The following is a 26,147-nucleotide window of genomic DNA, read 5'->3' as shown; positions in this document are numbered from 1 at the left end:
GGGCGCCGCCTGACCGGCGCAAAACTTGGGGACATGGATGAAGGAGATTGTCTACATCATTGATGATGACGCATCCGTCCGCGAAGGCCTCGGCGATCTGCTGCGTTCGGTTGGACTTGAGGTACTGACATTCGCGTCCAGCCAGGAGTTTTTGGATAGTAAGCGCCCCGACGTTCCGGGCTGCATCATTCTCGATGTAAGGCTGCCGGGGCGGAGCGGCCTGGAATTTCAGAGCATGCTCACTTCCCTTGGAATTGAGCTTCCGGTCATTTTTATCAGTGCCCACAGCGACATTCCGATCTCTGTGCGGGCGATGAAAGCCGGCGCTATCGAATTCCTGACGAAGCCGCTGCGCGAGCAGGAATTGCTCGATGCCGCCTATGCCGGGATCGAGCGCGATTGCGCTCGCAGGCAGGAAGTCGCGCTCATTGCCGAGCTTCGGTCCCGCTATGATTCCTTGACGCCGCGCGAGCGCGAGATCATGAACCTGGTGGTCGCGGGTAGCGTCAACAAGCAAATCGCTGCTCAAGTGGGCCTGAGCGAGGTGACCGTCAAGGTTCATCGCGGCCACGTCATGCAGAAGATGCAGGCGAGATCTCTCGTTGACCTGGTCCGGATGGCGGACAGCCTCGGATCGACGACGAAGCCGGCGTGGGTCAAGTAAACTCACCATCTAGACCAAAGTATCGGTCGTCTGCCACCGGTGGATAGTCGGGGCGCCAATTCGGCTGGTCGCTTATCTCATTCGGCAATACGTTCCGAAGCCCGTCGGCTCTATCCTCTTACCAGCTGAAAAAACATACAGCGACAGGACGGACGTTATCGCGTCTCGTTGCAAGAATCTGCGTCGGGTCCGCGCCTCCCTACCATTGGACGGACGTGATCGATGTTGATGCAACGCGAGTAACCGAAAGATCGAGGAAAGGTATCATCCATGCAAAACCAGAGATATGCCCTGCAGAAGAACCTCAACATCTACTGGACGGTAATCGATACGGTTTCAGACCGGAAAGCTCTCGTCCACGGCTTCGTTATGGACATGCTTACCGCCGATGAGGGCGAAGAACTGGTCAACATGCTGAACCGTGCAGAATCCCACGCTATCCTCGCGCCTGCCCACGGGGAGCACCGCGATCGAAGACGACAATAACTGTTCGATCGCCATCTAGCCTACCGCTCGTCCTATAGACTGTGACGAGAAGACGATAGAAGGCGCTGACACTCTAGAGGGCATCAGCGGTGGTCGGAATAAAACCCCAAAAGCATGTGCAGCTATGCTCGACGATCATTGGCCTGAGGGAGAAGGTTCGCGCCGATAAAGCAGTTGGTTGCCGATTGAGCAGCATAGAATCGCCGAATTCATGCGCACGATAGCGGCATCCCACGAGATCTGCGGAGGCGCTGGCGAGCAGGCCGTCGTCAGCAAAGGCGCGCAACAGCTCGAAATGGAGCCGAAGGCAATCGCCATGAAGCGGACTGGAGCGGAAGCTGACAGCCAGCCGGCTAGGCGGATCTCGATCGCCTTTCCGCATTGGAGATGCGTGCCGTGTAGGCTGGCAGGCAAGGTCGCGGCGTCGTTGGCGACAACCAGATCGCCAGGATCGAATAACGTCCCGAGGTGAGCCCGCGGCAGGTCGCGCATCGTGCCGTCCGCCCCAACGGCGAACAGCCTGGCCGATTGCCGATCGAGGCGATCAGCGGCGATCACGCCTGGGCTCCGGCGGTAAGCGCAGCGTGAGCCGACAACGCCTCGATCATCGTTTCGAGGATCTCGGCAGCGGCCAGTTCCGGGTCTTTCAAGCTCGAAGGATCGGCGTCCGGGAGCGCCAACGCGTGCAGCCGGGTGTCCATATCGACCTGTGCGCCTCGCTGACGGCCTCGACGGTGACACTGCGGGGCATTTTGGTTCTGAGATATCGAGAGGGAATTGCCCGCAAGGCTGCGGGACTTTTTCGTTAACTAATTAGCAACCAGATTGCATCTTGCGGTTGTATGCTCGTTTGCTCAGGGGTATATATTAATCTCCTAAATTGCATCACAGATGGACCGGTGTTCAATGATGGACAAAATCTCTGTCTATACGACAACTCCGTGCACGGTTCATAGCTGGTTAATCCACACTCCGAACAAGACCTTCGATTCTCTCAGGCAAGCTATAGAATATGCGAGCGAGCACGCTGACCAGCTCGACGCCCTAGAGGTCTTTGTTCACGGCAACAACAAATCTTATGACATTATTTCTGGTGATGAGCTTGCATTGCTGATCGCGCGGGTTTGCAGCCGCGCTTGAGGATTCATTTCGACCGAACGGCAATGCGATATGCTATAATCTTCGACCGTGAGAGATGGCTTTATCAAACATCAAACAGGGGCGAAGATGGGTTTGGGTGATCGAGAAAAACCGGCTACCGCCGAGCCTGCATCGCCTGCTTATGATGCGGCGGCCTTTCTTGCGGCCATTATCGAATCGTCAGACGATGCCATTGTCAGCAAGAGCTTGTCCGGCATTGTCACGACATGGAACAAAGGCGCCGAGAGAATTTTCGGATATACCGCAGACGAGGCAATAGGAAAGCCCATCACCCTTGTTATCCCGGATAATCGCCTCGATGAAGAGCCCGCCATACTTAGCAGAATCCAAGCCGGTGAACGCGTCGATCACTTTGAAACCGTAAGACGCCGCAAAGACGGCAAACTCATCGACATTTCTTTGACGATCTCCCCGATCAGAGACGGCAGTGGCGAAATCATCGGAGCATCGAAGATTGCCCGCGACATCTCGGAGCGGAAACGGGCAGCCGAGCACCGAGAACTGCTCCTCAGGGAAATGCATCACCGCGTAAAAAACCTGTTCGCGATCATCAGCAGCATTATCACTCTCGGTGCCCGGACCGCATCAAGCTCGGACGATCTCGCCGCCAGCACCCAAGAGAGGCTCATGGCTCTGGCCCGAGCGCACGAGATAACGCTGCCAAGTCTAACCGAACAGGCCGTCGAGGTTCAGTCAGCCACGCTGTTTCAGCTTCTCTCGAATGTCCTTGCACCTTATGGTAACCGGCAATGGACGCTGAGCGGCGGGGACGTCGAGGTAGGTCCAGCGAAGATCAGCTCTCTGGCGCTGTTGTTTCACGAGTTCGCGACGAACGCGGCTAAGTACGGCGCGCTCTCTGTCAGCGAGGGTACCGTCCAGATCGCCACTGCAATTTCGCCCGACACCATCGAATTGGTTTGGCTTGAAGCGAACGGACCGTCGATTACGAACCCCACTCAAGCTCCTTCTGGCTTTGGAAGCGTCCTGGAGCAAAGGATAGCACGGAGCCTTAAAATTGATATCCAGCGATCATGGACGCCAGGGGGACTATCCATTCAGCTTTTGCTTCCGCGCCTCGCGATCATGTAATGTGTGGACCGATGCTTGGGCCATGACCAATACTGAATGCCCGTGTCCTAAATTATGTATTTGTCAATAGCATAGTTTATTGCCAAAAAGATAATATTAGGCAAGCTATTTGCGCGACGCACAAGTGGCGCATCAAAACACCCCCTACCTTTCTGCCCCGCGCGCGCGGGGCTTTCTCTCCCACGACCATGCGCTAGTCGTGAACTTTGTTGCGTTACTGCGTTTACAGCTATCTGGATCCGATCTTTCCGTACGCACGCCTTGGCCCCCGCTTCGACGGGGCCCTCTTTTGTCTGGCATCGTACGGGAACAGTAGAGAAAGAATTAGGTTAGCTCACTGGACCGCGCGAGGAAGGTTCTCGCGACGTGCCCGTCCTCTTAGAGACCCAAACCAGAGTTGGGCCGTGCGAAGGTAATTCCCAGTTCTCTCGGAGGTGCTTCGCACGGCCGAATGCCGCATGATGGCCGATGGCGGCATTATCCAGTTTCTCACTTCAAACGAAGCGACCTCAAGTTTGTTGAAGGATACCGGCCTCCTTTGCCGCAGCCTCAAACGCAGATCGCGCTTCCGTATCGGGAACAACGCCATGCGCCGCGTCCAGGCATACCTTCCACGCTGTCGCATAGCTCGCGTTTTTCTTGTCGGGCCAGTATTTCTTCAAGAATGCGACCGCCTCTCTAGCGTTCCTGATGACGTGAACACGATCATCTATCTTCAATTGGACGTTCGCGTCCCAGATGCTGATCATGGCGTCCTCCGTGGGCAGGCTTCCTACAACGTATATTAGGAAAGTCTGTTCCAAACGGACGATCCTACCGAAAATTTTAAGGGCGTCATGATCCCTTCTGTCCCACATCACAACTGGCCTCGTCTCGGCGGGGCCTTTGGTCAGCCGTCGCTATTTTCGGGTCGCCCACGCCATTGCCACCGTGCCGAACTTTGTAAGGATGAAGGTGTGCGCCGACGCCCCTATTTCGAGAATACCTGACCCTCCAAGACCCATCAGCTTCCACCTATCCCCCTTCTTTTGTCCGCCAGCGTACGGGAACTGCAGGCAGAGAACTAGATTAGCTCACCGGATCGCGGGAGGAGGGTCACTGCGCAGCGACCAGGCCGAGAGCCTGTTCACCCGTTTCGGGCCTTCCTCGATCGAACTCGATTTTGCTGATGGCAGCCAAGCGCCGCGCGCATGTTCTGCCGGACAGAATTGCCGAATAACGCCTTTCACGGGAATCGATAATGAGCGACAGACGCCATGAGTGGATCAGCAAACGGGCCTATGCGATCTGGGAAGAACAGGGCCGCCCTGACGGCCGGGACGGCGAACATTGGCGCCAGGCAGTCGCCGAGCGGGACGCGCTGGAACGCACGCAGGCCTCCGTCGACGGACGTGAAGTGCTGGTGAAGTTCCGCCCGAAGCCGCAACGGCCGGGCCTGCCACGCGACGGCTGGCTCACCCCGCCCGCCAAGGCCGGCTGATCCAACGGCCAGCGGCTTGCCTCTGGTATCAGATACATTGATCAGCCGCTTTGTTGGCAGCGGAATGCCTTCCTCTTTGCAATCCGCCCACCTAAGAGTCGGGTCGTGCAGCAATTGCCAGTGAAGTGCTCTCCAAGCACGTCTCCGTGCGGCCCGACACTTTCGATGTTTCTCAGGCGTTGTTTTTCGCCAGTGACGCAATGATGGCATCGAGCCTTCGGGTGGTCTCCTTCGAAGTCTCACGGTGCTTTTCGCGAAGATCCTTGATACTGGATTCCAGGCGATGGACACCGCCGTCGAGATCGGAGTGGCGGACGTACTCGTCGCGGATCTTGTTCAGTCGTCCCGCCCCCTCGCCTCCAGAGTCATCGGCGCCATCAGGAGGCGCCAAACAGTCAGCGGGTCGGCGCGACAGTTACCCTCGGCACGGAAGCAACTGCGGCCGACATCGTAACGGCGGTCAGCAGCGTCTTGCCTTCAACAACCAAGCTTTCAAACTCCGGCATCGCACACCAAAGCAATCACTGGCGTCGTAAGCTATCACATCGGAGCGGCAGCAATCGGAGCCCTCCGGCGTTGAAATCGTCGCGCGAGTTGCACCACGTTCAAGGCGTACTGGCCTGAGCTGGACGTTACGACAAGGCGCTGAACTCAGTCGCTGGTGTATGGCAGCGGCGATCGATTCTTCGACCGTCGCCGCGTTTTTCTGCGTCGAACGATCGTACTCAGCGTCGCGGCTCAATGGTCGCTTCGCCGAACATGACGCCGCGAGTCAGTGGCTTGGCGAGGAAATCATGCGGGAAGCCGAGAACGATGGCGCTGGCTTCGGCGAGGCGAGTGCGATGCTCATCAGACAATACGACATCGAGCGCACCGAGATTGTCTTCAAGCTGGGCTATTGTCTTCACACCCATGATCGGCGAAGTCACGGCAGGGTTGGTAAGCGTCCAGGCGATCGCTACCTGCGCCGGCGACTTGCCGATTTCGGCCGCAACCTGTTTTACGACATCGGCGATGACGAGGCTGCGCTCGGTCAGCGAGCCGTTGCCGGCAGCCACATTCTTGCGGGTGCCGACCGCACTTGCCGTGCCGGCTCCGATGTCAAGATCGGAACGGCTGTATTTCCCTGTTAAAACGCCCATGCCGAGCGGTGACCAGGGGATGACGCCGAGGCCGAGTTCACGAGCCATCGGCATCAGCTCACGCTCAACCGTGCGCTCAATCAGGCTATACTCGATCTGCAGAGCTACCAGAGGGGCCCAGCCGCGCAGGTCCGCCAGCGTCTGTATGCGCGCCACCTGCCATGCCGGCGTGTCGGAAATGCCAGCATAGACGATCTTGCCGGCACGCACGAGATCGTCCATCCCCCTCATGACCTCCTCGACGGAGGTCGTGAAATCCCAGGCGTGCAGGTAGAAGAGATCGATATAGTCGGTGTTCAGGCGCTTCAGGCTGTCTTCCACAGAGCGGATCATGCTGCGGCGGTGATTGCCGCCGGAGTTCGGATCCTTCGGGCGTGAGGTGATAGTATATTTGGTGGCAATGACAAGCTCGTCGCGGCGGCCTTCGGCAAAGCGACCGACGAGTCTTTCCGAGGTGCCGCCTGTATACTGGTTGGCAGTATCGATGAAATTACCGCCGCGATCGACATAGGCGTCGAACATGCGACGCGATTCCTGCTCGTCGGCGCCCCAGCCCCAATCGGTTCCAAAGGTCATGGCGCCGAGCGAAAGCGGCGAGACGCGCAGGCCGGAACGGCCGAGGAGACGATAGCGGTCAAGGGACAATGTGTTGGTTGTTTCATCTGACATCGGATAAATCTCCTGTGTTGCAGACAGAAGATGCGCCTTGCCGATACTGATAACAATGCTACATTATCGACATGACTTCTTTAGCAAAGAGAACATAATGCGCGGCAGCGATTATGCGGAACTCAGGGCTTTCGTGGCAGTTGCCGAACATGGCAACTTTGCCCGCGCGGCTGCCCGGCTCGGCATGTCGGCCTCCGCACTCAGCCAGACGATCCGCACACTCGAAGAACGAATGGGAATCCGTCTGCTCAACCGCACGACACGCAGCGTGGCGCCGAGCGAGGCTGGCCAGCGATTGCTTGCCGGACTAGTGCCCGCGCTTGCCGATCTCGACCGGGCGGTGGCGGATGTTGCGGCGCTGCGCGATAAGCCAGCCGGTCTCCTGCGCATCACCGCACCGCGGGTCGCGATCGTCCACACGCTGGCGCCGTTGATTGCTCCCTTCAATGCAGCCTATCCCGATATCATCATGGACATTATCGTGGATGACAAACTTACCGATATTGTCGCCGGTCGTTTCGATGCCGGCATCCGACTAGGCGAGATGGTGGAAAAGGATATGGTAAGCGTAAAGCTCGGCGGTGAGATGCGGCTCGTCGTCATCGCCTCGCCGGGCTACGTCGCGCGCCACGGCATGCCACAAACGCCGCGCGACCTGCGCGACCACTCTTGCATCGCTTCCCGGTGGCCGACGGATGGCAGCCTCTATCTCTGGGAATTCGAACGCGGTGACGAGAAGCTCGAAGTGGCCGTCTCGGGGCCGCTCAGCACTACCGACAACGACCTGATGCTGCGGGCCGTGCTGGATGGTGTCGGGATAGCTTATCTCTTCGATCATCACGTGGCGGAACATCTCGCCGCGGGCCGGCTGGTCAGCATGCTTGACGATTGGACACCCCCCTTCCCCGGCTTCCACCTTTATTATCCCAGCCGGCGTCAGATGCCGCCGCCGCTGCGTGCCTTCGTGGATTTTGCCCGCGGCAACTCTCTCAGACTGCCTTCAGAGGCACAAGTCAGTCAGGAATAGCTGGCTGGGGCACCTATTTCCTTTTTCGATCAGTGTTACCGGATGAGGCGAGACCAGACCACAAATTGCCACTTCGCTTCCACTCGTGCGCCGCAATCCGCTCTGTATTTTCTGTACCAGGACGGCCCTGGTCCTCTCTGAACTGTATGGATTGGTTACAAACGCAACTACAAAAGTCCAAGCACGTTCCCCGGTAGGAGTTCCTCAATCCGGCTTGATTGTGACAGTAGACGATCGCGCCATGCTGGTCAGATCGGATTATCTCGGGCGACAGGTCGTCGCTTGATTCTTGTCATGACGCCGGAGGTATCAACGCGGGATCTAGGCGTAGATTTTGTCACCAAATGGTGCTATTTAAAACATCAATACAAGGATAATAGACGATGCGATCGACTATCAATCTCGACGATACTCTTATGGAAAGAGCCAAGTCCCTGACCGGCACAAAAGAAACCGCCGCTCTCGTCCGCCAGGCGTTGGAGACGCTTATCCGAGTAGAGTCCGGAAAACGTCTGATCGCGCTCGGTGGAACTATGCCCGACGCGGAGGCAGCTCCACGTCGCCGGAGCGCGGCGGCCAAGTGATACTGGCAGACACTTCTATATGGATCGATCATTTTCGCCAAGTTGATGCGGAGCTTCGGACGATCATTGAGCACGATCGTCTACTCTGCCATCCGGCTGTGGTCGGCGAACTGGCACTTGGCAGCCTTCGAGATCGCGAGCGTGTGATTACATTTCTGGCAGCCCAGCGCCAAGCGTTCGTCGCAACGCACGACGAAGTGATGACAATGATCGACCGTCACGGCATCTTCAGTATGGGCATCGGCTATACCGATGCCCACTTGCTCGCCTCGATACTGCTTGATCGGCGAGCGGCATTATGGACCAAGGACAAGCGTCTGCAGGCGGCGGCCGAAAAGGCAGGCGCTTCATTGCATAAGCCCGCCCATCCCCGCAACTAAACACCAAAATAGTCCGACTTTTCGGATTGTCCGGTCTCTGTCGCCTTGATGAGAGCAGAACCAAACCGGTCATTAGCATCTGCTTGCAGTTGATGGCATAAACATATCTCTCAGCCGAAGCCCCGGCGCCGACCGTTCGCGAGAATCCGGGCTGCCCAGAGAGCCGTGCGCGAACTCGTCGCCGCCGCGACCGGTCGGCGGCCGGAACTCACTGTCGCGCCCGGCAGGAGATCGAGGAGCTGCTGAGCGACGAGGTGTTCCAGGCCGGCTTCCTGCTAGATCCTGCCATTGATCATGATGGCGCCGAGCACCACCCTGCGCGAGCAGATGTTCGAACCGACCTGACGCCACGCTTCAGCGCCGGCGAGCCAGCCAAGGCACGGCGATGCAAACTGTCCTATCGATCGAATAACTCTCAAGAAGGTATCAGCGGTGGCCGGAATAAAACTCCAACAGCATCTGCAGCTTAAGATCGATGATCATGTGCCCCGGGAAGGTTCGCGCGATAGAGCCGCTGTTGACGATTGAGGAGCATCGAATCGCCGAATTCATGCGCACGGTAGCGGCATCCCGCGAGAGCTGCGGAAGCGCTGGTGAGCAGGCCATCGTCGGCAAAGGCGCGCAACAGCTCGAAATGGCTTTCGCCGGGCTGGTGGACACCAGTGAGAACCGCATCGACGACGCGGAGCGGAGTGCCACGGCCGATGCGCCCTGTCGCAATACCATCTCCGGCACGCAGGCTGCCATCGGTCTCGGCGGCTGCTTCAAGTGCGCGCACGACGCTGGTGCCAATCGCGATGATGCGGCTGCCTCTGAGCTGCGCCCGCGCTACCTGCCCCACGGTGCATTCAGGGATGTGGTAAGGCTCGTCAAAGGGAAGGCGCGAGTCGAGTGCGGGATCGCCGGTGGAAGAAATGCCCGCGGCATGCGTGAGTGTTGCAAAACCGATCTCGCGACGACGCCAAGCTTGCAGTGTGCGCCAGTCGAGCGCGAAGGAAGCCGATGGCGCCTCGAACGCGACCGGCCGGGCGGCAATTCTCGTCCAAACATCCCATAGTGCCAACGGCTCGGGAACATGCGCGTATTGGATCGGCCTGCCATGCTGCGCCAGGCCTGCAAACACGGCTGCTCGGGTGCCCTGGAAGCTGAGCTCGACAAGACGAGGATGGTCGAGAACGCGCTCGACATTGGCTTCAAGTGAGCCGAGCTGGAGGCGATCGCCTGATGACAGCGCAGGCGGCGGCAGCCGATCTTCCGTGCGGGTGCGATGATCGCCAGAGCCGAAGGCAATTGCCACGAAGCGGACTGGAGCGGAAGCTGACAGCCAGCCGGCTAAGCGGATCTCGATCGCCCTTCCGCATTGGAGATGCGTGCCGTGTAGGCTGGCAGGCAAGGTCGCGGCGTCGTTGGCGACAACCAGATCGCCAGGATCGAATAACGTGCCGAGGTGAGCCCGCGGCAGGTCGCGCATCGAGCCGTCCGCCCCAACGACGAACAGCCTGGCCGATTGCCGATCGAGGTGATCAGCGGCGATCACGACCGGGCTCCAGCGGTAAGCACAGCGTGAGCCGACAACGCCTCGATCATCGTTTCGAGAATCTCGGCAGCGGCCAGTTCCGGGTCTTTCAAGCTCGAAGGATCGGCGTCCGGGAGCGCCAACGCGTGCAGCGGGGTGTCCATATCGCCAGGGTCGAGCGCAAGGAACCTTATTCCATCTGGCTTCGACTCTTCGTCCCAAATTGCCGTCAGATGGGCAAGCGCTGCCTTGCTCGCGCCGTATGCGCCCCAGCCGGGATAGGCGTTGACCGCCGCGTCGCTGGAGATGTTGATCACCAGCGCGCCGCGGCCCTCGCGCGCGGACGCGGCGAGCGCACCGAACAGGGCTTTCGTCAGCCGGAAGACGCCGAGAAGGTTGACAGCGAGCGCCGCCTCCAGCTCCTCGCACTCCGTGTCGGCAAGAAGCGCCAGAGGCACAGGACCGAGGTTCGATGCATTGTTGATCAGGACGTCGACCCCGCCAAGATTGGCACTGATCTGCATCGCGATCGGATAGATATCTTCCTTCTTGCCGATGTCGGCGACAATGCCATGCGCGCCCGTCTCGGCTGCGACGCGCTCGACATTCGCGGCGGTGCGGGCGACGAAGGCAATGCTCGCACCCTTCTCAGCAAGCTGCCGCACAAGCGCCAGCCCGAGGCCGGAAGTGCCGCCGGTGATCCCTACGCGAAGTCCTTGAAGATCGATATTCGCCTGCATTGCGGTGCTCCTTCAATGGGTACGCGTAACTGCTACAAGTTCAAGTGAACTTGAAGTCAAGAGAGCTTCGTGCTTTTATTTATGCATGGATCCGATGCTGACCATCACCGACGTGTCGCGACGCAGCGGCGTTGCCTCATCAGCTCTGCGCTTCTATGAGGAGCGTGGGTTGATCGCATCGGAGCGCGCTGGCTCGGGACACCGACGCTACCACCGGTCCGCATTGCGGCGGATCGCCTTCATCGTCTTTGCACAGCGGATCGGGCTGACGCTTGAGGAGATCGGCGCCGAACTCGCTAAGCTGCCGGCCGATCGCGTACCGTCACGTCGGGATTGGTCGCGGCTGTCGAGCGCGTGGGCAAAGCGTATCGACCAGCGCATAGCCGAGTTACAGCGCCTACGGTCCGGTCTTGGCGAATGCATCGGTTGCGGCTGCCTGTCGATCGACCGATGTCGCTTGGCGAACCCTGCCGACGTGGCAGGGCGCAAAGGGCCGGGGGCGAGGTATTGGCTGGGTTGAATGAGCCTCCAACGGTATGCCGAACGATCTTACGATCTTGCCGGTTATTCAATGTGTCATGTCCCGACTTCACCTCCACAATGAAGATTGGTTTACGATTCGGCGACTCGGCTCCGGGCCACTGCCGCCGAAGGAGGTGAGAATGACGGAAAGCAAATTCCTGACCCCGGACTTCAGCAAATCTCTGCTTTTTCATTTGTCCGTCCTTCAAGAGGCCGGACTCTAATCCAATCTCAAGGAAATTACCCGTGGCAGGTCGGACGCCGATCGAATTGGCGACTCGACTCCTCCGGAACTGGCGTGAAATGAGGTGATCAGCTCAACGTATGAGCTGCAAGATCGGCTTTAACCCTGTCTATGCAGCGGTAAGGACACGCCGCTTGCCAAAGACGCTGTTCGACCGTTCAATCGCATCGAGGTAAGATGAACGACATTTGGCGAAAGCCATGTCGCGCGAAAAGGCCGACGCCCTCGCATACCTCTAAAGTGTAGACCTTGCTTGTTGCTCCTTTCGATTAGCTATTCCACGGAGCGGGCAATCGGTCTTGGCAGATCTCCGGAGATAGCTGGATATTTGGGATCGCGCCCGACCGTCAGAATTCAGCTTTGGAGAACAATTCGACGATCCAGTCGAGGAAGACGCGCACGCGCGGCGAAAGCTGGCGGTTCTGCGGATAGAGCGCGGTAAGCGGTGTCTGCGGAGGAAGATAGTCGGCAAGGACCTCGACCAGCGTCCCTTCGTCCAGATCCCGCTGGAGGCGGTAACGCGGCGCCTGAATGAGGCCGAAGCCGAGGCGGGCGAGATCGGTCATGGTGTCGGAGTTGTTGACCGTCAGCCGGCACGGTAAGGATACGAAGCGGACAGTGTTGCCGACCGTGAACTCGAGGGGCATGATCTGCCCGGTGCGGGACGATATGAAACCAACGGCGCGATGCCCCGCCATCGCGTCTGGGGAGCGTGGCATTCCGTGCCTTGATATATAGGCTGGGCTGGCACAGGTGATTTCAGCGATCATCCCGAGGCGACGCATGATGAGGCCGCTATCTGAAATCTCTCCGGCGCGGATGACGCAGTCGATACCCTCCCTGACGAGATCTACCAGCCGGTCGCCCTGCCCGATCTGCAGGTCCAGCAGAGGATACCGATCGAGAAACTCATTGAGTCGCGGCAACAGGAATGTGCGTGTCAGCAAAGGATGCGCGTCGACGCGCAGCAGGCCGCGCGGTTGCATGTCACGGAAGACGTTTTCCGCCTCGTCCACCTCCGCGAGGATCGCAACACATCGCCTGTAGAAGGCTGCGCCGTCCAGTGTCGGCGCGACATGCCGGGTCGTTCGCTCAAGAAGGCGAACGCCGAGATCGCCTTCTAGTTTTTTAATTGCCTCGGTGGCCGTGGAACGGGCAAGCCCAAGGTCGGACGCCGCCGCGGCGAAGCTACGCCGCTCAACGACCCGGATAAAGAGCTGCATGCGGTCAAGCCGATCCATATCTTTATTCACCACAGACGAATTCTCATGTCAAATGTTGGTGGATTGTTCTCCCGGAACACCATCGATATCTCCTGTTCCGTCATAAAGGAGAAGGTTACAATGAGCATCAAAGGGCAGCGCGTCGCTATCGTCACCGGCGCATCGAAAGGGATCGGCCGAGCCATTGCGCTTCGGCTGGCGCAAGACGGCATCGCCGTCGTGGTGAATTACGCAAAGAGCCGTCAGGCGGCTGATGCGGTCGTCGCAGACATTGAATCGGGCGGCGGGAAGGCTCTCGCAGTGCAGGCTGACATTAGCGCTCCGGCCGCAGCTGCCGATCTGTTCAGCGCGGCCGACGAGCGCTTCGGCGGGACCGACATACTGGTCAACAATGCCGGCATCATAAAGCTGGCTCCGATTGCCGATATGGACGACGCGAGTTTCGAGCAGCAGATCTCCACAAACTTCACAGGGACATTCCGCGCCGTTCGCGAAGCAGCCCGTCGGCTCCGCGATGGTGGGCGCATCATCAATTTTTCTTCAAGCGTCGTCGGCGCTTACGGGCCGACTTACGGCGTCTATGCGGCAAGCAAAGCCGCCGTCGAGGCGATCACGCACGTCGCCGCGAAGGAACTCGGCCGGCGCGGCATTACCGTCAATGCGGTGGCGCCCGGTCCCGTCGAGACCGAACTGTTCATGTCCGGCAAGCCCGACGAGCTGGTCCAGAGAATCGTTGGTACCATTCCGCTCGGGCGCCTGGGCCAACCGGATGACATTGCCTCAGTCGTTTCCTTCCTGGCCGGCCCGGAAGGCGGTTGGGTGAACGGTCAGGTGTTACGCGCCAATGGCGGCATGATCTGAAGCAGAACCCACAAGAAAGGAGATTCCAATGCCATTCGTTAACATAAAGACACCTGAGGGCGCGCTTAGCCGCTCCCAGAAGGAAGAAATCGTGCACCGCGCCACCGACATGCTGGTGGAGTACTTCTCCGAGGCGGCACGGCCACACACGATGGTACTGATCGAGGAAGTGAAGGACGGCGGATACGGGCGTGCCGACGAGATTTTCATCCTTCCGGATGCCTATCGCGTCAAAGAAGACGGTTGATCCCGGAGTGCTCGGAGCTGGTGCGGAGGTTCCGCACCAGCTTGCATAACCACGGCAGAGGACGCCGGTTTGACGGTGCTAGAAGCGTGACCTGCCACGGCAATTTCCTGCAACGGGCGGCCGTCAGGATTTATGAGGGGATGATCGCACCGGGGACACGGTGGGGGCAATCTGGCGGGCGGATTGGTTACTCTTGCAGGTTGCTCAGCAGGTTTCGACTGCCTCATGTTCTTATTGGTTTGGTCCGCGACGAAGGAACAAACACAAGGCCCGGGGAGTTAATGCGGTAGTCGGGCGTAAGCGTAATCGGAGCGTGGCGCTCTCCTCATCCCTCGGGTGTCCGAGGTTGCTTCCAGCTTTCGAGCTGTGACGCGGGGTTCGAATCCCTGCCCCGACAGCCATATCCGCTCAATCGAACAAAGCATGCGATTTCTCGTCAGGATACCTGACCTATAGCACTCCTTCGCTCAGGGGTGCCTGATCACCTCGCCATCGAACTGCACCACTAACCTGCGGGTACAAGCTGGCTAAGCCTACGATCACTCGAAACAAAGATAGCTGAAATCATGCAGCCTCTCCACCAGTGATGGATGCTTCCCTCCGGCCACAGTGCTTTCACCCTCGCAGCCTTCTCCTCGTGAGTGTTTCTGTCATCCAATGCATAGTTCGGCACGACCCGGTTCGAAAACTTTTCATTTAGACCGAAGAAGGCCTCTATGTGCAAATGGTCGTCGTCCGCCAATCACACGAATGCGTCTTTCGAGTATCGAAGGAGAGCTTCTTTCGATGGCGCTGGGATCGTTTTCCTCACAAGACGCCAGGATGCTACCTGTCTCGAGGTCCAAACGACTCGTTTGCGCGGCGCAACTTATCCGGGCGCTGACCACTAGCTCTGACTGTGCCTCAGGCTTTCTATATTAGCCCAGTGGTCCTATCAGCCGCCTTGCGGGCGGACACGACGCCTCATGAAATTCGATGCGTTGAAGAGTTTGGAGGACTTCACGGCGCGTCGAGCCCATCTCGTTGATCCTCATTAGCCAAGGAACCGTCGCGGCGCCCCGATTCATCGTTTCAAGCCAACTCGGCTAATGGAAAAGGATTACGGAACGCGGCGCATCAGTTCAAGTTCTACATCTGATGATCGCGCCGCATCCAAGAGGATGCGAGCTAGTACTAAACGTCAAATCTTTGCTCATTGGAGGAGGCTTTCCGATGAAGATCGCCCAGATCGCACCCCTTGCTGAAAGCGTCCCACCGAAGCTTTACGGCGGAACGGAGCGCATCGTCTCTTATCTGACAGACGAGCTGGTCCGTCAGGGCCACCAGGTCGCGCTTTTCGCCAGCGGCGACTCTGTTACTGACGCCAAACTGGTAGCGTGCTCGCGCATCGCCCTGCGTCTCAATCCTGCAGTCAGGGACCACGTGCCGCACCATATTGTCATGCTGGAGGAGGTTCGCCGCCGGGCACACGAATTCGATGTCCTACACTTCCACATTGATCTGCTGCATTTCCCATTGATTATGGACTTCGCAGACCGAACCGTGACGACGCTGCACGGACGGTTGGATCTACCGGACCTTCGAACATTCTACCAAGCCTTCCCGGACATACCGCTGGTGTCAATCTCAAACAATCAGCGACAGCCCATGCCGCCGGTCAACTGGGCCGGCACCGTTTACCATGGGATCTCGGACGAGATTCTACCCTTCACCGCGAAGCCGAAAGGAAACTATCTTGCTTTCCTCGGGCGCATCTCGCCGGAGAAGCGACCCGATCGAGCCATCCAGATCGCTGCTAAAGCAGGGATCCCCCTGAAGATCGCGGCGAAGATCGACAATGTCGACAAGCATTACTGGGAAACCGTGATCGAGCCTATGGTGAAGAGCCATCAAAACGTGGAGTTCGTCGGAGAGATCAACGAACATCAAAAGGCGGAGTTTCTCGGCAATGCCGGTGCATTGCTGTTCCCGATCGACTGGCCAGAACCCTTCGGAGTGGTGATGATCGAGTCTATGGCATGCGGCACCCCAGTCATTGCGTTCGGCTGCGGTTCCGTACCGGAAGTGATTGACGCCGGTGTCTCCGGCATAATCGTCGATACAGTCACCGAAGCCGTGGAAAACATCGACCGAGCGCTGCGCCTGGACCGCCGCAGAGTTCGCGCAACGTTCGAAAAGCGCTTTTCTGCAGAGCGCATGGCGCGCGATTATCTCGATATCTACCGAACTCTGCCAGGTGTACGTACCCATGGTGCACGCATGCGCCGTGCCACCAGGGCTGCTCTCGGGGTGCAGACCGCTGCGTGATGGCGAAGAGAGGTAGGTGTCATTCGAATACGCGGGCAATGCCCCGGTCGTCTTCTTTAATCCGGAGGAGGTCGTTGCTGTGGGAGCTCGCCAGCTGGCGCGACCTTTCTCGTATATATCTTGGGGCCAAGGGGTGCTCGTCGTCAGACGATCAAAGACCGGTAAGATTGAAGGGGGCGTGGGGTCGGTGGTCCGGTTCTACGATCGAACATCGATAAGTAGGCTCAACAAACTGTCCTCATCCTTCACGCCGTGCTGATAGGACTGAATGATCCGAGAGGCTAGGTCCTGGCGCTGCGGGTCCGAGGTGATCTTCTTCACCGATACGACGTGATCGAAGACCCGCTGGCAAAGGGCCACTTCGGCTTCGTTCAATGCGCTCTGGGTTTGGAATACTTGGGACAGGATCATAACGCCTCACTCTCCTATGCTGAAGGCAGGGCGGGAACGCGATGGATCTGGCAGGTGTCTTGAGGCGTCGAGCCGTGCGGAGCGTCGCTTGGGAGCTGACCGGTAAATTGACTCCGCACGACCCAACAGTGGACCGTAAGAGGAAGGCATTACGCGAACTGGAACCAACTGGCTTTCTCCCGCGATCCGGTGAGTCAACCTCATTGTCCCAATGTGGTTCCGGTACGATGCCGGACACAAAAAAGCCCCGCCGAAACGGGGCAAGTCTTGACAACACGGATCGCACAGGAGGAACACCCGTGCTTTCCTGTTACTTCAACGAAGAGGGACTGGCTAGGTTCCGCTACGGCGTTGGAGATAATTGACCTCAGCTTGGCAACGAAGGTGTTATTTGCTTCGCCAGGGAGGTTCTGACTGGATACACAGCAACATTGCAAAAACCCCCCTGGCGTCCTCTCGACAAGGATGAAGTAAATCTAGTTTGAATCTTACCGAGAAAAAGACGGACTAAAGTCTGGCTATAGAGAGCGGCGGTTTGTAGTTGGTTTAAGTAGATGCCAGACAAAAAAGCCCCGCATTCTCGCGGGGTGAGCACATGGGGTTATTTTGTAGGCATTGCGAACTTCTCGAAATTCTCTATAATGACAATAAGTAATACTTTATCATTTAGAGCTACAGAACACTCTGTAAAAAAATGTGATTGTGTCGCGCTAATCTGAAACAAGAATCAACTGGGAGCCAAACGAATATCTCCTATTATACATGCGGCCGCCCAGCGATTAATGCTTACCCCAAGCAAACGCATCTCCTGTGCGCTGGGCGGCACCTCCTGTAAAGGGAACGCGGGTGACTGACATTTGAGCCATATCAACGTTCATCGGAGGTTCATTCGGCGGGTGTAACCGTTTGCAGTATATGGCCAACGTACCAAGGAGCGTGTCAGGGGTTTTCGTTGCATCGACCAAGTCATATCGCATCTCTCACAAACTTCTTCTTTCCGCTGCCGGCTCTCTTGTGGCTGCTTTCATGATGTCGTCGCCGGCACATGCGCTGACGATGAAGGAATGCAGTACAAAATATCAGGCGGCCAAAGCCGACGGCTCTGCCAAAGACATGAAATGGAACGAGGCGTTTCGCTCGAGTATTTCTTGTCGACTGCCTTTGCCAAGGGACGGTTGCACACCTGCGTTGATGCTTATCACGCCGCCAAGGAAAGCGGGCACGCTCGGCGATCTGAATGGATCCAGAAAGGTGGCGGCTATTGGAGCCTCTGCAACACAAGTATTAAAAGCGCGGGCTGAACGGAGCCAAGCGCTTCCAAAATGGGGGCCGCTATGTAAGCGGCCTCTTTGTCTCCGCTCGCTACGATTTCGATTTTCGCCAGCCGGCAGCCCACGCTTCGAATTCCGAGCAGAACCACCGTTCGCCATACTGGGGACTGATTTTCGTCTGCTCGTAGTGCTTCTGCCCCGGCACGTGGAAGATGCGCTCGCCCGTGTCAATGGAGATGTTGCCCTTGATCCTGCAGGAAAGTCCAGAGCCGCCAGAAGCGCTCCATGAGGCCAGCATGTCGCTGGCGGTCCAGCCGCCGGCCGCACCAAACGCGACGGTGCCGATGACCAACCCTGGCGCCCTTAGCAGCAAGGATTTCTTCTGCGGAACGTGATAACCCTGACGCATGCCCGATCTCCGCGATTTCGCGCGATGATTGTAACAGCGCTAGGCTACGCCGAATATTTATCCAAAAGGCTTATCTGAGACGGCCCCGGAGGACGCTCGCGGACGCCGACCGCAGAGGCGGAATCAGCGTGGGCGCGGAAAAAGCCGCTGGCCGTCGGATCAGCCGGCCTTGGCGGTTGGAGTGAGCCAGCTGTCGCGCGGCAGTTGCGGCTTCGGACGGAACTTCACCAGCACTTCACGTCCGTCGACGGAGGCCTGCGTGCGTTCCAGCGCGTCCCGCTCGGCGACTGCCTGGCGCCAATGTACGCTGTCCCGGCCGTCAGGGCGGCCCTGTTCTTCCCAGATCGCATAGGCCCGTTTGCTGATCCACTCATGGCGTCTGTCGCTCATCTATCGATTCCGTTCGTGAAAGGCGTTATTCGGCAATTCTGTCCGGCAGAACAGGCGCGCGGCGCTTGGCTGCCATCAGCAAAATCGAGTTCGATCGAGGAAGGCCCGAAACGGGTAAACAGGCTCTCGGCCTGGTCGCTGCGCAGTGACCCTCCTCCCGCGATCCGGTGAGGTAACCTGGTTCTGTCGTGGCAGTTCCTGTACGATGCCGGACCAAGAAGAGCTCCGCAGCCTAGCGAAAAAAAGCCCCGCATTATAGCGGGGCGTGTAGGGAGCGGACGTGCCAAATGACGCATGGCGCGTCCGCGCGCAAAGAAGGGAAAGTTCCAGTCATCGAACAATGTGAGACATCGAAAGTTCCCGGCTTCGTTAGCTTCGCACCTAAAAAAAAGCCCGCGCTAGCGGGGGCCAAAGAAGCAGGGTCTATCACTGGGGGGACAAACAACCCCATTAGCATGACATGGGTTTCGAGAGGGTCAATTAGCCTTAACTCGCTAATCTTGTTGGGCACCCAGTTGCCTTACTCGCACCAGTCGTTCCGCTGTTTCGGGTGCCATGTCCGGGCGAAGCCTTCCCTGAGCAGCTTCTTCCCGATCTCTTTTGATCTCTTCCCCATTCGTTCGATAGATGTTTGACGAGCGGCCGGTGCGATGGCGTATGGTCCACCGCGCCGCTGAACACGACGCGCAATCCCTTTTCGGCCAAAAGCTCTTTCAGCCTTCCCTTGGCGATCAGCGCCAGCTTCCGTTCCTTGAGGCACTTCGCGTGCCTCCCGATTTCCGGCGTGTCGATGCCGCTGACGAACGGAACACTTTCGCCCAGCAAGCCGATCGACGGCCGTCAACGAGGCGCAGATGATCAAACCAGCGATCATGCCATCTCGCCCGATGGGTCTTTGCGCCGTTCCATGCGGCGAAACAATCCTTGCAATTCAGACTCATTCACCAGAGCGGCAGCTTCCGCAGGCCGGAGCCAGGTGAGGGTGCGTTCTTTGTATTCCGGAAATCGCTTCTTGGCGCCGCGTGCCTCGAGCAGATGCACTTCCACGAATGCAGGGATCTTCCGCCCGTCGTCGAGCGCCTTGACTTAAATGAAGTGCCCAAAGGCCCGCTTCTAGCTCGTCCTTTGATCCCTGCTTCTTCCCACCCTTCTCTTTCCGCCAACTCATGCAGAGCGAGGCCTTTGATCGGCTATCCTTTAGGAATCGTCCAACGGCCAGTGTCGCGGATTGTGACAAGGAGAATCGCAACGGCGCTATCTGGAGTCTTTCGAAAAAGTTCCCTTCGATACATTATGCGATTTTACTGGGCTAAACGTGAACGCCATAGCAACAACCCGCACACTACTGGCCTCGAAAGCTCCCGCTGTGGCAGAACCGCTGACCCGCCATTTCAGTGTCTGGGGCATACAAGGCATATATGGAACCGCCTTTGACGATTGGAATTGAGCGTTCTTTGAGAGCCGCGCAGCGTGACGGCACCGATTATTCCATCGATGCGGCCCGCAACGTCAATGTCATGCGACTGCCGTAAGCATCTGGAAGCCAGCACTTCTGCCGCAACGCCATTGACCCGACAATTGGCTATGAGTGTGCGGCTGATTTCGCAAGGAGGTTCTGGCCTCGGGGAAGACGGACCGCGAAGTCCTCGCGGAACGACCGGACCTTTCCTAGGACCTGACACACACTATCATGCGGGCCTGATCCTGCGTTCTGCTGCCTTTTACGTGTGGCAGCAGGAACCGCTTGCGATTTTTTCATGCGAGTGCGGCAGACGATTGTCGACGCTCTCCTCGTTTCCATCAGGCGGCAGGTCCATGGCAATGTTAGATGCGAAGAAGCCGTTCGGTTTCAGCGTGAAGCCCGCATATTCCACTGGCATGATCGGAAAATCCTCAGGCTTGCAGACATGGGTATGGCCGAAGGAATGCCAGAGCACGACATCGGCATTCTCGATTTCGCGGTTGTGCTTGACATAGCCCGGCAGGCCGTCGCCGCCGGCATGAACGTTCGGATAATCGCCGCTCGCATATTTTTCCCTGGCATCGAAGGCCGTGACCCAGATGTGTTTCATTGCGAAGCCGCCGCGCTGGGCAACGGTCGAATCCGGCTGGGCAAGCATGACAGGTGACGGCATGACGACGATCTTGTAGCCTGGCGCTTTGCCGACGCTGTTCTGCATATTGGGGTTGGAGACTTTCCAGTAGCGGCCGGTCTCGCCATTGGCGAGCGCAGGCGAATCGAGTTCGCGCTTCAGCACGCGAGTCCTAGTATCGAAGACATTGCCATAGGGATTGTCTTCACCCCGGGGACGTGGCACGAACTCATGCTCGGTCACGGTGTTGCCACCGCCATCGACATCCATATGCAGGCGCGCATTGAAGAAATGCTGGTGGGTCGGGCCGCCGAGATTGTCATCGACCATACCGCCCCATGGATAGGTTTCGCCGGTCGCGACTGCCGCCGTCTGGATGATGCCGGTGAGCTTGGCTTCGAGCTGGATCGTGCCGTCCTGGTAGAGATACCAGTAGAAGCCGTAATCATAGTTGCCGACAGTTGCGAAGAAGGAGATGACAAGGCGGCGGGAGCGGCGCACTTCGAAAATACCGTTGCGGAATTCGTAATGCTTCCAGAGGATGCCATAGTCTTCCTCATGCATACAGATGGCGTTCTTCATGATGAAAGGCTGGCCGAAATCGTCGGCCGCCGGCACGTCGAAATAGTGAATGTGGCCGAGGCAGTCGCAGCCAAGTTCGAGGCTGTTGGCTAGGCGCCCGAGGCCGTATTCGCCGGCATCGAAGGCGCTCTTCCAATAATGGTTCGCGGTCGGATCGGCATACGGCACGACCATTTCGGTAACGCTGGCGCGAAAGACGACGGGCCGCAGCCTGCCCTGATCCTTGATGCCGAGTTCATGCAGAACGAGGCCCTCGCGCGGGGTGAAACCGACACGGAAACTCCAGTTCTGCCATTCGACCTTCCAGCCGTCGACAGTAAAGCTCGGCCCCTGCGGCTGAACAATATGCAGCGGCTTGAGATCGGGCCGCGGTTCCGGGAAGGTTTCGCGACCATAATTGCGCTTTTTCCTCGGGACCGGGATGATCTTTTCATCGTCCACGAGATCGACCACTCGATTGGTGATCAGATCGACCACCGCCACGACGCCCTCGATCGGATGTGCGTAACCGTTGTCACGGATATCTTCGCGCCAGTAGGACACGGCGCGGACTATGCGCTTTCCCTTCTCGAATTCACGGCCAAAATAGCCGGAGGAAAAAGGATCGATCTGGATGAGCGGAATATCCTCGTCGGTAATGCCGCGCTTCTTCACGGCAGCGATCCAGCGTGGATCAGATTTGACGGTGCCTTCCACGGTTTCGAATTCGCACAGCATGACCGGCGGCTGGCCATAAGGCAGCTCGTCAAGGGGCAGTCTCTTATAGGAGGAGACATTGCCGGCGGTCAGGTCGACGATGCCTTCGAAGGAGGCGCCGTTGCTGATATCCATTGCCAGGATGAAGGCGAGACGCGGCAGACTGTTGCCCAGGCGATGGGCGGCAAGATCCGCCTTGGTCGGCTCCTCCAGCCGGGTTATCGGAAAGCGGAACGTGGCTGCGAGTTTCTGTCTATCCCTGAGTATGGCAATGGCAGAGGAGATCTCGGCAAGGCTCAGAGGATCGAGCGGATAGGTGACTGCGACAACGGCGTCCATGAACATACCTCTTTGATTTGGCCTTTTTGATTGTGGGCCTCTTGGCTTCCGGAAAGGCGACACGCCTTCGCGCGTCGCAAGCTGCGGTGATCAGGATCGACCGGAGCAGATCTGCAAATCGGTCATCATCGCTTCTGCGTGAATGCAAAACACGGAGCAAAAGACATGCGCCTCAACGGCAATCAGCAAAGTTGCGCCGGCAAGGATTGCGATCGCGAGAACCAGAAGGCGATCGACGGGTGCAAGTTCAGCAATGGCACTCATTCGAAAACCTTTCCGAGCGAGGCGTAGAGAGCGGGCTTGGATCTCTTGACGTGGATTGCAAACAGCGCTCCGAGAATGCCCACTAGCAGCATGACATAGGGGAAAGCCTTGACGATCAGGCTTTCGCTGCCGGAAAGCAGGGAAAGATTGGAACTGACCAGCACCAGCGAACCGATGAGACCGAGCAGCGCCAGCGTCGGGGCGATCATCGTGGTCCAGGCGCTGTAGCCGTTCGGCGTTTTGCGGAAGAACATGATGATCGCGACGGAGACTAGCACCTGCACCTGCAGAATACCGATCCCCGCAAGTGCTGCCATCCACGAAAACACCACGGTGTAGGGATCGGCGCCGAAGATCACGAACAGGGCAAGGACGACGGCCGCGATCAGACTTTGCAGCAGACCCGCGGCGTAGGGTGAGCCATGCTTGGCGTGAACCTCGCCAAGCACCTTGGCGGCCAGGCCTTCCCGGCCGAGGGCGAAGAAATAGCGGTTGAGCGTATTGTGGAAGGACAGGATGCAGGCAAACAGGCTGGTGATCAGCAGCACGTTCATCACCTGGCTCGCCCATGCCCCGAGGACGGAATTGGCGGCAGCGAAGTAGAAGCTGTCGAGCCCGGCAGCAGCAGAGGCCTGCACATTGCCCGGACCGTAGAATTGCACGATCGCCCAGGTGGAGAAGGCATAGAAGAGGGTGATGAGCAGCACCGCAACATAGGTGGCGCGGGGAATGGTCTTTTCGGGATCTTCGGCTTCCTCGCCGAAAATGGCCGTGGCTTCGAAGCCGATGAAAGAACCGATTACGAAAACCAGTGCTACACCAAGACCAGGCGTAAAGACCTGCGATGGCGCGAAGGAGGAAAAGGTGATGCCTTCCGGTCCGCCGCCTGAAAAGACGATGGCAAGATCGAGAACCAGCAATATGGCGATCTCGGCAATCATGCAGACGCCAAGGATCGCGCCTGAGAAGGCGATGTTGCGCTGACCGCAGACCAGCACGACGACGAGTGCCGCGAAGGCCCAGACCCACCACGGCAGCACCAGCCCAAGCGGCGCTATGGCGTTGGCCATGAAGAAGCCGAACAGGCCATAGATGGCGATCTGAACCGCGCTATAGGTGACCAGCGCCATGAAGGCGCCACCCACGCCGACGGGCTTGCCGATGCCGTGGGTGATATAGGTGTAGAAGGCCCCCGCCCCGCCCACATGTCGGCTCATGGCGGTGAAGCCGACCGAGAACAGCAGGTAAAGCAGGCCGGCGAGCACGAAAGCGCCGGGAACGCCTGCGCCATTGCCGAAAGCGAAAGCGGCTGGCGAAGCGCCGACGACGGCCGTGAGCGGCGCGGCCGCGGCAACGACAAAGAACACGATATGGGCAAGCCCTACCGAGTCCTTGGCCAGACGACGCTCCGGCGATGATGGTGCGGGCATGCTTGCGTCCAGTGTCATGGAGAACCCCCTTTGCTTGTTAGTTGCCAAGAGGGTAAGCGCGGCGACCTGGCCCCGAAATTGCAGTTCGTGCCAATGAATCGATAATTCGCGCCACGACGGTTACCGGAGACGCTGAAAATGGCAGTTGCATCGCATTTGATCAGCCGGATGCCCGCAGTTGCTTCAATTCGAGCCTCTGTCCTGATCCCGCTGGTGCAACAAATCGACAAAAGATCCGGGAAAACCGACCTTCTTCTGGCTTCGCACGGCATTCTGCGCTCGCAACTGGAAGATCCCTACACAGTCCTGCCTATGGTGCGTTACGTCGCGCTGTTCGAGGATGCCGCGACGATAACGGGCGAACCAGCACTCGGAGCCCGTATGGGCACAGGGTTCAAGCCCGCTGATCTCGGCCCCATCGGCATGCTCTTCGCGCTCTCGCCGAACATTCGCAGCGCCTTCGAACGGCTGTCGAAATATGTGAACGCGGTGCAGGGCGCGACCAGTTCCGGCGTATTCGAGGAGAATGGCGACTTTGTCTGGAGCTACCGGATCGTCGATCCCGGCATGTGGCCGCGCCGGCAGGACAGCGAATTCACGATCGCCGCCTCCTGCCAGCTTGTCCGCTCCTGCTTCAGTCGTGGCTGGCGCCCAATCGAAATACAGCTCGAGCATCATGCCCCGCGCGATGCTGCCGTGCTGGAACGGATCTATGGCGCGCCCGTCCTGTTCGGCCAATCCGGCAACCGGATCGTCATGAACAAAGCGGATGCCGATCGCATCTACCGCTCCGAAGACAAAAGTCTGATCGAAATCCTGGAGCGGCATATCGGCGATCTGGTCGACGATCCGACGGCCGGCGACGCCGTCACGGAAAAGGTCCAGGCTCTGATCGGCATCTATCTCGGGCGCAAGCCGATCACGGTCGCGATCCTTGCTGCCGAACTGAAGATGTCACCGCGAAGCCTGCAACGTCGGCTGTCGGAGGAAGGCGTGTCGCTTCGCGATCTCGTTCGCCAACACCGCCAGATGCTCGCAGCCCATTATCTCGGCGACCGGCATGCCGCTCCGATGTCCAAGGTGGCGCGTTTGCTGGGTTATGCAGACAACACCGTGCTCTGGCGTGCGCTGCGGTCCTGGGAGAAAAGGAAACCATCTGCCTTCGGATAAACCGAAGAAGTGCAACATATCCACGAATCGCCGGACAACTAGACGGCATTTGTCAGAACGGGCCAAGGGTCATCAAGGCCCCATCGGCAACCTGTCGGTGACGTGATGGGTTGAGGCCGGTCGAGTTTTCTCGCCAGGGCATGAGCCCATCACCGAACGTCTGGCGCAGTTGAACGGAATCGAACCGGCGGCCCATCTGACGAACAGGTAAGTCTCGCAACGAATTTTTCGGATGGTGATCTCATAATCCGCCAGACCGCCGACCTGCCGACAGCTCAACCCGGCAAGCCTCGCCGAATTCGAGCAGAAAGTTCAATGCGCCGGACCGAGCCATGTCCTTAATTTGAGACAAGGATCGATTGGGCGCGAGGTAGGTTTCGACAATCCTGTCCATCACCAACTCGGCTGCGTCCACAACCGGTCGCGAGGAAAAGAGGCGCATCTGGGCGACCAACGCGTAACAGAAGACGAGGTCGGAGACGTCGTCCTTCTGGTGGCTGATTGCGTCGCCATAAAGTCGCGTGGCCTCCGCTATGAAATCGGAAAAGAGCTTTTCGCGCTTGGCCGTCTCGGCGTCGCGATGCTTTTCCCTGGCCTGCGATCGCTGGGTTGTCCAGGTGGTGATAAAGGAGGTCAGGCTGCCGATCGCGACGCCGGCGAGCCCCATCAGAGCAGATAGGTATTCGCTCAAGAGTTTGTCCTCTCAAAGGAAGCTAGCACGGCTGTAACGACACCGTGCCAAGCTACAGC

General features: G+C 58.4%; 27 protein-coding genes and 2 pseudogenes. 14 read left to right on the top strand and 15 right to left on the bottom strand.

What is annotated here, in order from left to right; genetic code table 11:
* Positions 1-37: 37 nt before the first annotated feature.
* Both NMA58_RS25935 and NMA58_RS25930 read left to right on the top strand, forming a co-directional pair.
* Positions 38-664, top strand: coding sequence for a response regulator transcription factor (locus tag NMA58_RS25935; RefSeq protein ID WP_097601158.1), 627 nt, complete (start codon positions 38-40; stop codon positions 662-664).
* Between the two features lie 270 nt (positions 665-934).
* Positions 935-1,150, top strand: coding sequence for a hypothetical protein (locus tag NMA58_RS25930; RefSeq protein WP_097601157.1), 216 nt, complete (start codon positions 935-937; stop codon positions 1,148-1,150).
* Positions 1,151-1,285: 135 nt separating this feature from the next.
* On the opposite strand, the gene NMA58_RS25925 is transcribed toward NMA58_RS25930, so the two are convergent.
* Both NMA58_RS25925 and NMA58_RS25920 read right to left on the bottom strand, forming a co-directional pair.
* A complete protein-coding gene (locus NMA58_RS25925; RefSeq protein ID WP_434713729.1) occupies positions 1,286-1,708 on the bottom strand; it encodes an S-adenosylmethionine:tRNA ribosyltransferase-isomerase in 423 nt (140 codons plus the stop codon).
* Entirely contained in the window at positions 1,705-1,851 is a 147-nt protein-coding gene (locus tag NMA58_RS25920; RefSeq protein ID WP_434713728.1) for a hypothetical protein, read from the bottom strand. Before NMA58_RS25920 ends, NMA58_RS25925 begins: the two co-directional genes overlap by 4 nt.
* A gap of 205 nt (positions 1,852-2,056) precedes the next feature.
* On the opposite strand from NMA58_RS25920, the gene NMA58_RS25915 reads away from it, so the two are divergent.
* Both NMA58_RS25915 and NMA58_RS25910 read left to right on the top strand, forming a co-directional pair.
* The gene (locus NMA58_RS25915; RefSeq protein ID WP_246721686.1) at positions 2,057-2,290 is read left to right on the top strand and encodes a hypothetical protein; all 234 of its coding nucleotides are present in this window, start codon (positions 2,057-2,059) and stop codon (positions 2,288-2,290) included.
* 87 nt (positions 2,291-2,377) lie between these two features.
* Complete coding sequence (locus tag NMA58_RS25910) at positions 2,378-3,400, top strand: PAS domain S-box protein (RefSeq protein ID WP_434713727.1); 1,023 nt, start codon at positions 2,378-2,380, stop codon at positions 3,398-3,400.
* Positions 3,401-3,909: 509 nt separating this feature from the next.
* Here the strand turns inward: NMA58_RS25910 and NMA58_RS25905 are convergent.
* Complete coding sequence (locus NMA58_RS25905) at positions 3,910-4,149, bottom strand: DUF982 domain-containing protein (protein ID WP_097601403.1); 240 nt, start codon at positions 4,147-4,149, stop codon at positions 3,910-3,912.
* Positions 4,150-4,640: 491 nt separating this feature from the next.
* Between NMA58_RS25905 and NMA58_RS25900 the strand changes: the two genes are divergently transcribed.
* A complete protein-coding gene (locus tag NMA58_RS25900; protein ID WP_434713725.1) occupies positions 4,641-4,880 on the top strand; it encodes a DUF2934 domain-containing protein in 240 nt (79 codons plus the stop codon).
* Positions 4,881-5,605: 725 nt separating this feature from the next.
* On the opposite strand, the gene NMA58_RS25895 is transcribed toward NMA58_RS25900, so the two are convergent.
* Complete coding sequence (locus NMA58_RS25895; RefSeq protein WP_434713723.1) at positions 5,606-6,691, bottom strand: aldo/keto reductase; 1,086 nt, start codon at positions 6,689-6,691, stop codon at positions 5,606-5,608.
* A 97-nt stretch (positions 6,692-6,788) separates the two neighbouring features.
* On the opposite strand from NMA58_RS25895, the gene NMA58_RS25890 reads away from it, so the two are divergent.
* The 3 genes from NMA58_RS25890 to NMA58_RS25880 all read left to right on the top strand — a co-directional run bounded on the left by NMA58_RS25890 (position 6,789) and on the right by NMA58_RS25880 (position 8,682).
* Positions 6,789-7,718 (top strand): LysR family transcriptional regulator, encoded by a 930-nt coding sequence (locus tag NMA58_RS25890; RefSeq protein ID WP_183698486.1) that lies wholly within the window; start codon positions 6,789-6,791, stop codon positions 7,716-7,718.
* Positions 7,719-8,101: 383 nt separating this feature from the next.
* Positions 8,102-8,302 (top strand): type II toxin-antitoxin system VapB family antitoxin, encoded by a 201-nt coding sequence (locus tag NMA58_RS25885; protein WP_085781850.1) that lies wholly within the window; start codon positions 8,102-8,104, stop codon positions 8,300-8,302.
* Complete coding sequence (locus NMA58_RS25880) at positions 8,299-8,682, top strand: PIN domain-containing protein (RefSeq protein ID WP_221114495.1); 384 nt, start codon at positions 8,299-8,301, stop codon at positions 8,680-8,682. The genes NMA58_RS25885 and NMA58_RS25880 overlap by 4 nt, the downstream gene beginning before the upstream one ends.
* Positions 8,683-8,754: 72 nt before the next feature.
* On the opposite strand, the pseudogene NMA58_RS25875 reads toward NMA58_RS25880, so the two are convergent.
* From NMA58_RS25875 to NMA58_RS25865, 3 genes and pseudogenes are all read right to left on the bottom strand, one after another.
* A pseudogene (locus NMA58_RS25875) lies at positions 8,755-9,005 on the bottom strand (hypothetical protein); the annotation flags it as partial.
* Positions 9,006-9,148: 143 nt separating this feature from the next.
* Complete coding sequence (locus NMA58_RS25870) at positions 9,149-10,219, bottom strand: S-adenosylmethionine:tRNA ribosyltransferase-isomerase (RefSeq protein WP_434713721.1); 1,071 nt, start codon at positions 10,217-10,219, stop codon at positions 9,149-9,151.
* Positions 10,216-10,938, bottom strand: coding sequence for an SDR family NAD(P)-dependent oxidoreductase (locus tag NMA58_RS25865; protein ID WP_434713720.1), 723 nt, complete (start codon positions 10,936-10,938; stop codon positions 10,216-10,218). The genes NMA58_RS25870 and NMA58_RS25865 overlap by 4 nt, the downstream gene beginning before the upstream one ends.
* An 85-nt stretch (positions 10,939-11,023) precedes the next feature.
* On the opposite strand from NMA58_RS25865, the gene soxR reads away from it, so the two are divergent.
* On the top strand, positions 11,024-11,458 hold the full coding sequence (soxR, locus tag NMA58_RS25860) for a redox-sensitive transcriptional activator SoxR (protein ID WP_085781855.1): 435 nt from the start codon (positions 11,024-11,026) through the stop codon (positions 11,456-11,458).
* A 593-nt stretch (positions 11,459-12,051) separates the two neighbouring features.
* On the opposite strand, the gene NMA58_RS25855 is transcribed toward soxR, so the two are convergent.
* The gene (locus NMA58_RS25855) at positions 12,052-12,945 is read right to left on the bottom strand and encodes a LysR family transcriptional regulator (RefSeq protein ID WP_434713718.1); all 894 of its coding nucleotides are present in this window, start codon (positions 12,943-12,945) and stop codon (positions 12,052-12,054) included.
* 102 nt (positions 12,946-13,047) lie between these two features.
* On the opposite strand from NMA58_RS25855, the gene NMA58_RS25850 reads away from it, so the two are divergent.
* From NMA58_RS25850 to NMA58_RS25840, 3 genes are all read left to right on the top strand, one after another.
* Positions 13,048-13,788: an SDR family oxidoreductase gene (locus tag NMA58_RS25850; protein ID WP_221114491.1), complete on the top strand. Its 741-nt coding sequence runs from the start codon at positions 13,048-13,050 to the stop codon at positions 13,786-13,788.
* 28 nt (positions 13,789-13,816) lie between these two features.
* Entirely contained in the window at positions 13,817-14,035 is a 219-nt protein-coding gene (locus NMA58_RS25845) for a tautomerase family protein (RefSeq protein WP_085781858.1), read from the top strand.
* Positions 14,036-15,247: 1,212 nt separating this feature from the next.
* Positions 15,248-16,342 (top strand): glycosyltransferase family 4 protein, encoded by a 1,095-nt coding sequence (locus NMA58_RS25840; protein WP_183698494.1) that lies wholly within the window; start codon positions 15,248-15,250, stop codon positions 16,340-16,342.
* A gap of 198 nt (positions 16,343-16,540) precedes the next feature.
* On the opposite strand, the gene NMA58_RS25835 is transcribed toward NMA58_RS25840, so the two are convergent.
* Entirely contained in the window at positions 16,541-16,753 is a 213-nt protein-coding gene (locus NMA58_RS25835; RefSeq protein ID WP_097601415.1) for a hypothetical protein, read from the bottom strand.
* Positions 16,754-17,728: 975 nt separating this feature from the next.
* On the opposite strand from NMA58_RS25835, the pseudogene NMA58_RS25830 reads away from it, so the two are divergent.
* Positions 17,729-18,054, top strand: a pseudogene (locus NMA58_RS25830) (hypothetical protein).
* 61 nt (positions 18,055-18,115) lie between these two features.
* Here NMA58_RS25830 and NMA58_RS25825 read toward each other — a convergent pair.
* The 5 genes from NMA58_RS25825 to NMA58_RS25805 form a co-directional block, all read right to left on the bottom strand.
* A complete protein-coding gene (locus NMA58_RS25825; RefSeq protein WP_097601416.1) occupies positions 18,116-18,433 on the bottom strand; it encodes a sunset domain-containing protein in 318 nt (105 codons plus the stop codon).
* A gap of 159 nt (positions 18,434-18,592) precedes the next feature.
* Positions 18,593-18,823, bottom strand: coding sequence for a DUF2934 domain-containing protein (locus NMA58_RS25820; RefSeq protein ID WP_434713716.1), 231 nt, complete (start codon positions 18,821-18,823; stop codon positions 18,593-18,595).
* Between the two features lie 870 nt (positions 18,824-19,693).
* Complete coding sequence (locus NMA58_RS25815) at positions 19,694-19,870, bottom strand: hypothetical protein (protein ID WP_434713715.1); 177 nt, start codon at positions 19,868-19,870, stop codon at positions 19,694-19,696.
* A gap of 674 nt (positions 19,871-20,544) precedes the next feature.
* Positions 20,545-22,533 (bottom strand): primary-amine oxidase, encoded by a 1,989-nt coding sequence (locus NMA58_RS25810; RefSeq protein WP_434713714.1) that lies wholly within the window; start codon positions 22,531-22,533, stop codon positions 20,545-20,547.
* Between the two features lie 260 nt (positions 22,534-22,793).
* Positions 22,794-24,245: an APC family permease gene (locus NMA58_RS25805; protein ID WP_434713712.1), complete on the bottom strand. Its 1,452-nt coding sequence runs from the start codon at positions 24,243-24,245 to the stop codon at positions 22,794-22,796.
* Between the two features lie 120 nt (positions 24,246-24,365).
* Between NMA58_RS25805 and NMA58_RS25800 the strand changes: the two genes are divergently transcribed.
* On the top strand, positions 24,366-25,397 hold the full coding sequence (locus tag NMA58_RS25800) for an AraC family transcriptional regulator (protein ID WP_434713711.1): 1,032 nt from the start codon (positions 24,366-24,368) through the stop codon (positions 25,395-25,397).
* A gap of 241 nt (positions 25,398-25,638) precedes the next feature.
* On the opposite strand, the gene NMA58_RS25795 is transcribed toward NMA58_RS25800, so the two are convergent.
* Positions 25,639-26,088 carry a hypothetical protein gene (locus tag NMA58_RS25795; RefSeq protein ID WP_434713709.1) on the bottom strand — a complete coding sequence of 150 codons (450 nt, stop codon included), beginning with the start codon at positions 26,086-26,088 and terminating at the stop codon, positions 25,639-25,641.
* Positions 26,089-26,147 lie beyond the last annotated feature (59 nt).

It is taken from the genome of Rhizobium sp. YTUHZ045, from assembly GCF_051124255.1.
GTDB lineage: Bacteria > Pseudomonadota > Alphaproteobacteria > Rhizobiales > Rhizobiaceae > Rhizobium.
This window is presented reverse-complemented; position numbering and strand designations above follow the sequence as displayed.

What these genes read in the sequence shown, in the direction of transcription:
- NMA58_RS25935 (WP_097601158.1), top strand. Translation starts at nt 38, where the DNA reads ATGAAGGAGATTGTCTACATCATTGATGATGACGCATCCGTCCGCGAA.
- NMA58_RS25930 (WP_097601157.1), top strand. Translation starts at nt 935, where the DNA reads ATGCAAAACCAGAGATATGCCCTGCAGAAGAACCTCAACATCTACTGG.
- NMA58_RS25920 (WP_434713728.1), bottom strand. Translation starts at nt 1,851, where the DNA reads ATGGACACCCGGCTGCACGCGTTGGCGCTCCCGGACGCCGATCCTTCG.
- NMA58_RS25915 (WP_246721686.1), top strand. Translation starts at nt 2,057, where the DNA reads ATGATGGACAAAATCTCTGTCTATACGACAACTCCGTGCACGGTTCAT.
- NMA58_RS25910 (WP_434713727.1), top strand. Translation starts at nt 2,378, where the DNA reads ATGGGTTTGGGTGATCGAGAAAAACCGGCTACCGCCGAGCCTGCATCG.
- NMA58_RS25905 (WP_097601403.1), bottom strand. Translation starts at nt 4,149, where the DNA reads ATGATCAGCATCTGGGACGCGAACGTCCAATTGAAGATAGATGATCGT.
- NMA58_RS25900 (WP_434713725.1), top strand. Translation starts at nt 4,641, where the DNA reads ATGAGCGACAGACGCCATGAGTGGATCAGCAAACGGGCCTATGCGATC.
- NMA58_RS25895 (WP_434713723.1), bottom strand. Translation starts at nt 6,691, where the DNA reads ATGTCAGATGAAACAACCAACACATTGTCCCTTGACCGCTATCGTCTC.
- NMA58_RS25890 (WP_183698486.1), top strand. Translation starts at nt 6,789, where the DNA reads ATGCGCGGCAGCGATTATGCGGAACTCAGGGCTTTCGTGGCAGTTGCC.
- NMA58_RS25885 (WP_085781850.1), top strand. Translation starts at nt 8,102, where the DNA reads ATGCGATCGACTATCAATCTCGACGATACTCTTATGGAAAGAGCCAAG.
- NMA58_RS25865 (WP_434713720.1), bottom strand. Translation starts at nt 10,938, where the DNA reads ATGCAGGCGAATATCGATCTTCAAGGACTTCGCGTAGGGATCACCGGC.
- soxR (WP_085781855.1), top strand. Translation starts at nt 11,024, where the DNA reads ATGGATCCGATGCTGACCATCACCGACGTGTCGCGACGCAGCGGCGTT.
- NMA58_RS25855 (WP_434713718.1), bottom strand. Translation starts at nt 12,945, where the DNA reads ATGGATCGGCTTGACCGCATGCAGCTCTTTATCCGGGTCGTTGAGCGG.
- NMA58_RS25850 (WP_221114491.1), top strand. Translation starts at nt 13,048, where the DNA reads ATGAGCATCAAAGGGCAGCGCGTCGCTATCGTCACCGGCGCATCGAAA.
- NMA58_RS25845 (WP_085781858.1), top strand. Translation starts at nt 13,817, where the DNA reads ATGCCATTCGTTAACATAAAGACACCTGAGGGCGCGCTTAGCCGCTCC.
- NMA58_RS25840 (WP_183698494.1), top strand. Translation starts at nt 15,248, where the DNA reads ATGAAGATCGCCCAGATCGCACCCCTTGCTGAAAGCGTCCCACCGAAG.
- NMA58_RS25835 (WP_097601415.1), bottom strand. Translation starts at nt 16,753, where the DNA reads ATGATCCTGTCCCAAGTATTCCAAACCCAGAGCGCATTGAACGAAGCC.
- NMA58_RS25825 (WP_097601416.1), bottom strand. Translation starts at nt 18,433, where the DNA reads ATGCGTCAGGGTTATCACGTTCCGCAGAAGAAATCCTTGCTGCTAAGG.
- NMA58_RS25820 (WP_434713716.1), bottom strand. Translation starts at nt 18,823, where the DNA reads ATGAGCGACAGACGCCATGAGTGGATCAGCAAACGGGCCTATGCGATC.
- NMA58_RS25810 (WP_434713714.1), bottom strand. Translation starts at nt 22,533, where the DNA reads ATGGACGCCGTTGTCGCAGTCACCTATCCGCTCGATCCTCTGAGCCTT.
- NMA58_RS25805 (WP_434713712.1), bottom strand. Translation starts at nt 24,245, where the DNA reads ATGACACTGGACGCAAGCATGCCCGCACCATCATCGCCGGAGCGTCGT.
- NMA58_RS25800 (WP_434713711.1), top strand. Translation starts at nt 24,366, where the DNA reads ATGGCAGTTGCATCGCATTTGATCAGCCGGATGCCCGCAGTTGCTTCA.